The following is an 8,518-nucleotide window of genomic DNA, read 5'->3' on the forward strand; positions in this document are numbered from 1 at the left end:
CACCGCCTGCACCACCGCGGCGGCATCACCATCACCGGACCCGCCCCTGACATCACCGTCACCGACCGCTACGGCCGACAACTCAGCTCCGCATCACTAGCCCGCCCACCAACCCAACCCCCACCCGCGGTACCCCCCTACCCCGGACCCACCGGCGAACACGCCGACTGGTGGTGGTACGACCCCTACCAACCCCCACCACCAGACACCAACTGAGCCCGCGGACACCAACTGAACCGGCGGTCACCCGAGCCGGCCCCTGACTTCTGGGCATCGTTGCTCGAACCGGTCGGCGCTCACCTCGACTGGTGCGAAAAGGAATTTGATCGCGCACACCATTGCTGGCAGGTTGCGAGGAGGCTGTTGGCCGCAGGACCGTAATCGTCAGTTGTCCACGTGGTCGGGATACAACTTGTGGCCGGTGCCCTGTTCGACGACGCGCCCGAGCAGATCGCGCAGCGTCTGCTGCTCCGCCGCCGTCAGCACCCCGAACACCTCGTCGTGCGCGGCGATTGCGTCATGCACGACCGCGCCGGCGACCTTGCGCCCCTCGTCGGTCAGATAGGCCTGCAGGATCCGGCCGTGTTGCGGATCCTGCTTGCGCTCAACGAGGTTGCGCTTCTCGAGTGCGGTAAGGGCCAGCTGCACACCCTGCGGGCTGATCAACAACCGTCGGGCCAGTTCGGCCCCGGACAGGCCGGGCTCGTTGGCCAGCTGACGCAGCACGCCGATCTGGGCGGTGCTGACGCCATGCTCACTCACCGCGTCGTTCATCGTCGTCAACGTGAAGTAGAAGGCCTGCTTGAGCAGCCACAGAATGTTCTCGGTGAGCTCGATACCCATCCCGGTCTCTGCCTTCATGTGCGCCTCCATTCCTCGACGTTAGCGCTTGTAGACCACGCCGTCCTTCATCACGAACCGCACGTCGAGGGTGGTCTCGATGTCGCGCGAGGGATCTCCCGGCACCGCGATGACATCGGCGAGAAAGCCCGGAGCGAGCCGGCCCAGGTCGTCGTCGGCCTCGATGAGCTCGGCGCTGGTGATCGTCGCGGCGCGCAACGCCTGCATGGGGGTCATCCCGCGCGCCACCAGCGCGCCCAACTCCTTGGCGTTCTGCCCGTGCGGAATCGCCGGAGCATCGGTGCCGCAGGCGATCCGGACCCCCGCAGCGATCGCCTTGGGCAGCATGGACCGCGCACGGGGGAACACCTCCTCGGCCTTCCTCCGCAGCTCCGGGGCGATCCGGTCCACAGCCATCGCCTCGGTCAGATACGTCGTCGAGACCAGGAAGGTGCCGTGGTCGAGCATCATCTGAATGGTCTCGTCGCTGGCCAGGAAGCCGTGCTCGATGCAGTCGATCCCGGCCCGGATGCAGGCCCTGATCGCGGTGTCCCCCACGGCGTGCGCGGCCACCCGGACCCCGGCCCGGTGGGCTTCGTCGGCGATCGCGGCGAACTCGGCATCGGAGTACTGCTGCGCGCCGGGGGCGGTGCTGTGCGACATCACCCCACCGGAGGCCGAGACCTTGATCAGCTTGGCGCCGTGGCGGATCTGATACCGCACGCAGGCCTGCACATCGGCCACACCGTTGGCGATGCCCTCGGCCACCGACAGCGGCATGATGCCCGGCGCGAGCCGCTGGAACACCGTGGGGTCCAGGTGCCCGCCATACGGGGTCACCGCGTGCCCGGCCGGGTAGATCCGGGGCCCGAGGTGCCAGCCCTGATCGATGGCGCGTTGCAGCGCCACGTCGAGCAGGTAGCCCCCGGTCTTGACCATCAGGCCGAGGTTGCGGACGGTGGTGAAGCCGGCCTCCAGCGTCGTGCGGGCGTTGACCGCGCCGCGCAGCGTGCGATAGACGGGATCGTCCTGCACCCCGTGCATCGGGTTGGGCAGTCCCTCCGGACCGCCCGGACCACCGATGAGCAGGTTGAGTTCCATGTCCATCAGGCCGGGCAGCAGCGTCACATCGCCGAGGTCGATGTCCTGGGCCGGACCCTGCGGCAGCACAGGCGGATTGACGGACTGGATCCGGTTTCCCTCGACCACGACCACGGCCGGCGAGTGCACGACCCCCGCCTCGACGTCGGCCCAGCGCGCTGCCCGCAGGATCGTGACAGCGCCAGATCCGCCGGCGGTCACGGAACCGGCTCGGCGTCGCAGTCCAGAGTCGTGGCGCCGGAGTCGGGAACCCGCGGCTGCTTCCAGCACTCGACGGGAAACGACACCATGATCATCGAGTACAGCAGGTGCATCAGGTTCAGCACATCCTCGGGCAGGTCGTCGAGGGAGAACTTGTCGCAGTACGCGATCGCCTCCTCGGCGCGCGCGGTGACGGCATCGTAGAACGCCTGCATCTCGCGCATCGAGCTGGCCAGCCGCTTGGCGTAGCGCTCGGGTTCGGAGCCCAGGCACCAGTCGGAATAGGGCTCCAGATCGGCGAACTCGGGCGGCAGCATCGACGTCGTCGCGGTGGTGCCGGCAGCAGCCATCGTCACACCTCAGCCATCTTGCGCTGGTACTCGTCGACCCAGGCGGCCGTCTCCTTGTGCAGATGACGGATCAGTACCTCCTGATCGCACAGCACGAAGTCGTCGAGCACCCGCGATTCGATCATGCTCTGGGTGGCCTCCAGGGTGTTGGCATCCTGCAGGCCGTATTCCTTGAACGACACCGCCGCCAACTCCTGGGCGATGCGCTCGCGCGGGGTCCGTGGCTGCGGAAAGTAGATCGTTCCCTCGAAGATGTGCGTGTTGTGCGACGTCGGCCAGTAGTGGTAGGTCAGATACCAGCCCTGCCCCCAGAACAGCATCACGAAGTTGGGGAACAGCTGGAACGAATCCAGGCCCCATGGATCGCATTTCGCCGGGTTCAGCCCGACGGGCATCTCGCCGAGATCCGGCTTGTCCCAAGGGCCGAACAGTCCGCTCTGACAGATGTCCTCGATCGGTTTGCGCATCTCCGCGGCCATCTCCCAGGCCCGCACACCGGAGGTGCTGACCAGCCGGTGCGGGCCCTCGATGCGGTAGTGCGGAGCCTCGAAGCCGGCCTGCGCGGCGGCCTTCGAATACGCTGTCGGAGACTGGTTCGCGTGCAGTACCGGCGCGTGATAGAACTCCTGGAACGCGTCCATGTAGAGCTTCCAGTTCGCCTTCACCTCGGACTGGTAGTGCCACCGCGAGGTCATCTTGTCGAACGGATAGCCCTCGAGGTCGGTGATCATCGGCCCGAGGAACTCGCGCAGCGACTGCTCCGGCTCGCGGGCGAAGTTGACGAAGATGAAGCCCTCCCACACCTCGCAGTGCACGGGTACCAGCCCGTAGCGACTCTTGTCGAGATCGAAGAACTCGCCTTCCTGTTGGACGAAGGTCAGGTTGCCGTCCAGGTCGTAGCGCCAGGCGTGGTACTTGCAGGTGAACTGGCGGCACACCCCGCTGGTCTCCTCCAACGGCATGTCGTTCCATACCAGCTTGTTGCCACGGTGCCGGCAGATGTTGTGGTAGGCCTTGACCTCGCCGGCGGTGGTGCGCACCACGATGATCGACGTGTTGGCGACCTTCAGCTCCTTGGTGAGGTAGCTGCCCTTTCGCGGAATCTGTTCGACGCGGCCCACATTCAGCCATGCACGCTTGAAGACCGCCCGGCGCTCGGCCTCGTAGAACTCCGGGTCCACAGAGTCCCGGTAGGACACCGGGCCCGTTCCCAACTCCGGATAGTGCTGGGTCCAGCTGCCTTCGGGCGGTTTCGGAAATCGGGCCATGTCGTCTCCTGTCGACTGCAAGTCTTACCGACCGCTCACCGGCGATGCACTGAGATTCATTCTCAGGCAAACGATCACGCGCAGCTGCTCTTTCGCCATTTCGCAGGAGACGGCACGGCCGACGTTATATGCTCGAGCGTGCAATCGCAAGTAGTTGATATTGATCCTTCGGGGTGGATTGGAGGCCGGCCACGTGCACTACGACGAGCTGTTCATCGCGGGCACCTGGCGCAAACCCGGCACCGACGCGCACATCGAGGTCGTCTCGCCGCACACCGAGACCACCGTGGCTCGGGTCGTTGCGGCGGGGCCGGCCGACGTGGACCTGGCGGTACAGGAGGCACGGACGGCATTTGACGAAGGCCCGTGGCCACGGACCGACCCTGCCGAACGAATCGACACCATCCGGCGCCTCGCCAAGATCTACGGGGAGCGGCGCGCCGAGATGGCCGAGCTCATCACCGCAGAGATCGGCGCACCGATCAGCTTCGCCCAGCGGGCACAGGTAGGCCTGCCTGCGATGATGATGAACGCGTTCTGCGACCTGGCGCAGTCCTATCCGTGGCAGGAGAACCGCGCGGGCAGGTACGGCCCCGATATCGCGATCCGGCGCGAGCCGGTGGGCGTCGTCGGCGCGATCGTGCCGTGGAACATGCCGCAGTTCCTCGTCGTGACCAAGCTGATCCCGGCGCTGCTCGCCGGCTGCACGGTGGTGGTCAAACCCGCACCCGAGTCACCGCTGAACGCGCTGCTGCTCGCCCAGATCATCGCCGAGGCCGGCCTGCCACCCGGGGTGGTGAGCGTGCTTCCCGGAGGCGGGGCCGTCGGCGAGAGTCTGGTTCGCCATCGCGGCGTCGACAAGGTGTCCTTCACCGGTTCGACGGCCGCCGGAAGGTCCGTGGCGACGGCGTGTGCCGCCGATCTGCGCCGGGTCAGCCTCGAGCTGGGCGGCAAGTCCGCGGCGATCGTGCTCGATGACGCCGACCCCGATGCGGTCGCCGCCGGCATCCGCTCGGCGAGCCTGTCCAACAGCGGCCAGATCTGCAACGCGCTGACCCGCATTCTGGTCCCGGCCAGTCGCGCCGCGGAGTTCACCGATGCCCTCGCCGCGGAGGTGCAGGCACTGGTGGTGGGCGATCCGACCGACCCCGCAACCCAAACCGGTCCGCTCGTCTCCCGACGCCAGCAGCAGCGGGTCAGCGGGTACATCGACCAGGGCATCCGAGCCGGCGCACGGGTCGTGACCGGCGGCGCCGGGATGCCGGCCGGACTGGAAAAGGGGTGGTACGTCAGGCCCACCGTGTTCGACCAGGCCGACAACGCGATGTCGATCGCCCGCGAGGAGATCTTCGGCCCGGTGCTGACGGTCATCGCCTACGCCGACACCGACGACGCGATCGCCATCGCCAACGACTCCGAGTACGGGTTGGCGGGCGCGGTGTGGACCGCGGACGACGAGCGTGGGCTCGACGTGGCCGCCGCGATCCGCACCGGCACTTTCGGGGTCAACCGGGGCTACACGATGGATCCGTTCGCGCCGTTCGGCGGCGTGAAGGCCAGCGGGTACGGCCGCGAGCTGGGCCGAGAGGGAATCGACGGCTACACCGACACGAAATCCATCGCCGTGGCATGACACCGCCCGGGTCCACCATGTGCCGTGAGGAAGGAGTGGCATGCGCATCGGGTTGATGGTCGGCACCGACAAAGAGCGTGCCCGCGCAGACCGGTTGTCCGGACTGCTGGCCGACGGGGTCGCCGCGGAAGCCGCGGGCTTCACATCGTTCTGGTTCCCTCAGGTGCCCGGGTATCTCGACGCGATGACGGCGATCGCGCTGCTTGGCCAGCGGACCACGTCCATCGAGCTGGGCACGGCAGTCGTCCCGATCCAGACCCGCCATCCGCTGATCATGGCGCAACAGGCGCTGACCACGCAGGTCGCCTGCGGCGGCCGCTTCACGCTGGGGATCGGCGTGTCGCACGACTGGATCATCGACGGACAGCTGGGTATTGCGTACGACCGGCCGGCTCACCTGCTGCGCGACCAGCTCGAGGTGCTGGCGGCGGCCTTCTCCGGGCCGGGCCCGGTCGACATCGAGAACGACGCCTTCCGGGTGCACAGCCCGGTGGACGTGACGGATATCGGCGGTCCGCCGGTGCTGCTCGCCGCGCTCGGGCCCGCGATGCTCCGGATCGCGGGAGAACGCGCCGACGGCACCATTCTGTGGATGGCCGACGAGCGCACGATCGCCGAGCACGTCGTTCCGCGCATCAGCGCCGCCGCCGACGCCGCGGACCGTCCGGCCCCCCGAGTCGTCGCCGGCGTGCCCGTCGCGCTGTGCGCAGACGACCAGGTCGACGCTGCGCGCGCACACGCCAGCGAGGTGCTGGGGCATGCGCACTTCTCCCCCAACTACGTGCGCCTGCTCGAGCACGGCGACGCCGAGGATGTCGGCGACACCATGGCCGCCGGGTCCGAGTCGTCGGTGCTCGAGCGCCTGCGCCGCTACCGCGACGCCGGCGTGACCGACCTGGCCGCGCGGGTCGTTCCCCTCGGCGCAGACCTCGAGTCCCGCCGGGCATCCCGCGAACGCACCCAGCAGTTCCTGGCGGCGATCGGACCCCGGCTGTAGTCGCGCAAATCTCATTTAGTTAGACACTGGTCAACTATTGGCAGCGCCTACTTTTGCTGCTAGATTGCGGTCTATGACGCGAACCGAGGACGCAAAGGGTGCTGACCGTGGTCAACGTCGCGCATCCTTTCAACGTGCTCGTTCAGTCGAGACGAAGCGCGCGCTCGTCCAGGCCGCCATGGCGCTGTGGCGCACCAAGGGCTACCCGACCACCACGGTGGCCGACATCTGCACCGCGGCCGGCGTCTCCAAGGCGCTGTTCTACTTCTACTTCCCCCGCAAGGAGGACGTCCTCTTCGAGATCGGCGTCATGTCGACGCGGTCGGCGCAGGAGACGATCCACCGCCTACTGGACGGGCCGTATGAAGTCGGCGAAGTCGTCGCCGCGGCACTGACGGCATTCGAGCGATCGATGATGCGCAACCCGCCCGAGCTCATCATCGAAGCCATCCTCGAGGGCTACCGCCATGAGCACCGCATCCTCGCTGCCGGGGGCGCGCCCGAGAGCAGCGTCGACATGTTCACCGAACTGTTCGAGCGCGCCGCCGCCGATGGCAAGCTCGGCGCGCACACCGGCCCCGACGACGTGAGCCACCTGGCATACCTGGCCCGGACGTTGGTCAGCGAAGGCGCGCGGCACTGGGCGGCGGACGCCTTCGGGCAACGCTCGTTCGCCGAGGTGGTCACCGCCGACATCTGCGCACTCGTTCGTGGATACACACACCGACCCTGAATCACCGGCAAGGAGGCCGTATGTGGGATTTCGAGACCGATCCGGAGTACCAGAAGGTGCTCGACTGGGCCGACGAGTTCGTCCGCGAGGAGGTCGAACCGCTCGACCTGGTCTGGCCGCATCAGCAGTTCGTGCCGCTGGAGGGTATGCGGCGCAAGGCGATCGAGCCGCTCAAGGAGGAAGTCCGCCGCCGGGGTCTGTGGGCCACCCACCTCGGGCCTGAACTCGGCGGCCAGGGCCACGGCCAGCTGAAGCTGGCTCTGCTCAACGAGATCCTCGGCCGGTCGCAGTGGGCGCCCATCGTGTTCGGATGTCAGGCGCCCGACACCGGCAACGCCGAGATCATCGCCCACTACGGCACCGACGAGCAGAAGAGCCGCTACCTGCGCCCGCTGCTGGACGGCGAGTTGTTCTCCTGCTACTCGATGACCGAACCGCACGCCGGCGCCGACCCCACCATGTTCACCACCAGCGCGGTGCGCGACGGCGACGACTGGGTGATCAACGGCTGGAAGTTCTTCTCCTCCAACGCCAGCACGGCGTCGTTTCTGATCGTGATGGTCGTGACCAACCCCGATGTGAGCGCATATCAGGGCATGTCGATGTTCCTGGTCCCCACCGACACCCCCGGGGTGAAGATCGTCCGCGACGTCGGTCTCTACGGCGAGAAGGCCGATGAGGGCTCGCACGCGCTGATCCACTACGACAACGTGCGGGTTCCCGACTCCGCACTGCTGGGCGGGGAAGGCCAGGCATTCGTCATCGCGCAGACCCGGCTGGGCGGCGGCCGGATCCACCACGCGATGCGCACCATCGGGCTGGCCCGCAAGGCGCTGGACATGATGTGCGAGCGCGCGCTCAGCCGCCAGACACAGGGCAGCCGGCTGTCGGACAAGCAGTTCGTCCAGGGCTACATCGCCGACTCCTATGCGCAGCTGTTGCAGTTCCGGCTGATGGTGCTCTATACGGCCTGGGAGATCGACAAGTACAACGACTACAAGAAGGTCCGCAAGGACATCGCCGCGGTCAAGGTGGTGATGCCCACCGTGTTGCACGACATCGCCTGGCGCGCCATGCAGGTGCACGGTGCACTCGGGGTCACCAACGAGGTGCCATTCCTCGGGATGGTTACCGGTGCAGCGGTGATGGGACTGGCCGACGGCCCCACCGAGGTGCACAAGACCACGGTCGCCAAGCAGGTGCTGCGCGACTACCGGCCCACCGACGGGACCTGGCCCTCGGAGTGGATTCCAGCCAAGCGTGACGCGGCGCGCGCCAAATTCGCCGACTACCTGGAACTCGAGGTGGGGAACCTGTGAGCGAACACGTCGACACCGCGGGGCAGGCCCCGCAATCGGACACCGCGGGGCAGGCCCCGCAATCGGACACCGCGGG

At 67.5% G+C, this 8,518-nt stretch carries 8 protein-coding genes and 1 pseudogene; 5 read left to right on the forward strand and 4 right to left on the reverse strand.

Annotated features, from left to right (window positions below; all coding sequences use genetic code 11):
• Positions 1-216, forward strand: a pseudogene (locus JDV09_RS14235) (hypothetical protein); the annotation flags it as partial.
• A 168-nt stretch (positions 217-384) separates the two neighbouring features.
• Here the strand turns inward: JDV09_RS14235 and JDV09_RS14240 are convergent.
• Genes JDV09_RS14240 through JDV09_RS14255 form a run of 4 tightly spaced genes read right to left on the reverse strand, consistent with a single transcriptional unit; the run spans position 385 to position 3,760 of the window.
• A complete protein-coding gene (locus tag JDV09_RS14240; RefSeq protein WP_221369796.1) occupies positions 385-837 on the reverse strand; it encodes a MarR family winged helix-turn-helix transcriptional regulator in 453 nt (150 codons plus the stop codon).
• A gap of 45 nt (positions 838-882) precedes the next feature.
• On the reverse strand, positions 883-2,142 hold the full coding sequence (locus JDV09_RS14245; protein ID WP_221369790.1) for a metal-dependent hydrolase family protein: 1,260 nt from the start codon (positions 2,140-2,142) through the stop codon (positions 883-885).
• Positions 2,139-2,492 (reverse strand): hypothetical protein, encoded by a 354-nt coding sequence (locus JDV09_RS14250; protein WP_221369791.1) that lies wholly within the window; start codon positions 2,490-2,492, stop codon positions 2,139-2,141. Before JDV09_RS14250 ends, JDV09_RS14245 begins: the two co-directional genes overlap by 4 nt.
• A gap of 2 nt (positions 2,493-2,494) precedes the next feature.
• Positions 2,495-3,760 carry an aromatic ring-hydroxylating oxygenase subunit alpha gene (locus tag JDV09_RS14255; RefSeq protein ID WP_221369792.1) on the reverse strand — a complete coding sequence of 422 codons (1,266 nt, stop codon included), beginning with the start codon at positions 3,758-3,760 and terminating at the stop codon, positions 2,495-2,497.
• Between the two features lie 193 nt (positions 3,761-3,953).
• Here JDV09_RS14255 and JDV09_RS14260 point away from each other — a divergent pair, with 193 nt between their 5' ends.
• The 4 genes from JDV09_RS14260 (at position 3,954) to JDV09_RS14275 (ending at position 8,442) form a co-directional block, all read left to right on the forward strand.
• Positions 3,954-5,393 (forward strand): aldehyde dehydrogenase, encoded by a 1,440-nt coding sequence (locus JDV09_RS14260; protein ID WP_221369797.1) that lies wholly within the window; start codon positions 3,954-3,956, stop codon positions 5,391-5,393.
• Between the two features lie 40 nt (positions 5,394-5,433).
• Positions 5,434-6,390, forward strand: coding sequence for a TIGR03564 family F420-dependent LLM class oxidoreductase (locus JDV09_RS14265; protein ID WP_221369793.1), 957 nt, complete (start codon positions 5,434-5,436; stop codon positions 6,388-6,390).
• A gap of 73 nt (positions 6,391-6,463) precedes the next feature.
• Positions 6,464-7,123 (forward strand): TetR/AcrR family transcriptional regulator, encoded by a 660-nt coding sequence (locus JDV09_RS14270; RefSeq protein ID WP_221369794.1) that lies wholly within the window; start codon positions 6,464-6,466, stop codon positions 7,121-7,123.
• 20 nt (positions 7,124-7,143) lie between these two features.
• Positions 7,144-8,442: an acyl-CoA dehydrogenase family protein gene (locus JDV09_RS14275; RefSeq protein WP_221369795.1), complete on the forward strand. Its 1,299-nt coding sequence runs from the start codon at positions 7,144-7,146 to the stop codon at positions 8,440-8,442.
• Positions 8,443-8,518 lie beyond the last annotated feature (76 nt).

Source organism: Mycolicibacterium xanthum (assembly GCF_019710635.1).
GTDB lineage: Bacteria > Actinomycetota > Actinomycetes > Mycobacteriales > Mycobacteriaceae > Mycobacterium > Mycobacterium xanthum.

Bases quoted from the DNA above. Each gene is read 5' to 3' on its own strand.
- JDV09_RS14275 (WP_221369795.1), top strand. From the start codon at position 7,144: ATGTGGGATTTCGAGACCGATCCGGAGTACCAGAAGGTGCTCGACTGG.
- JDV09_RS14250 (WP_221369791.1), bottom strand. From the start codon at position 2,492: ATGGCTGCTGCCGGCACCACCGCGACGACGTCGATGCTGCCGCCCGAG.
- JDV09_RS14265 (WP_221369793.1), top strand. From the start codon at position 5,434: ATGCGCATCGGGTTGATGGTCGGCACCGACAAAGAGCGTGCCCGCGCA.
- JDV09_RS14255 (WP_221369792.1), bottom strand. From the start codon at position 3,760: ATGGCCCGATTTCCGAAACCGCCCGAAGGCAGCTGGACCCAGCACTAT.
- JDV09_RS14270 (WP_221369794.1), top strand. From the start codon at position 6,464: ATGACGCGAACCGAGGACGCAAAGGGTGCTGACCGTGGTCAACGTCGC.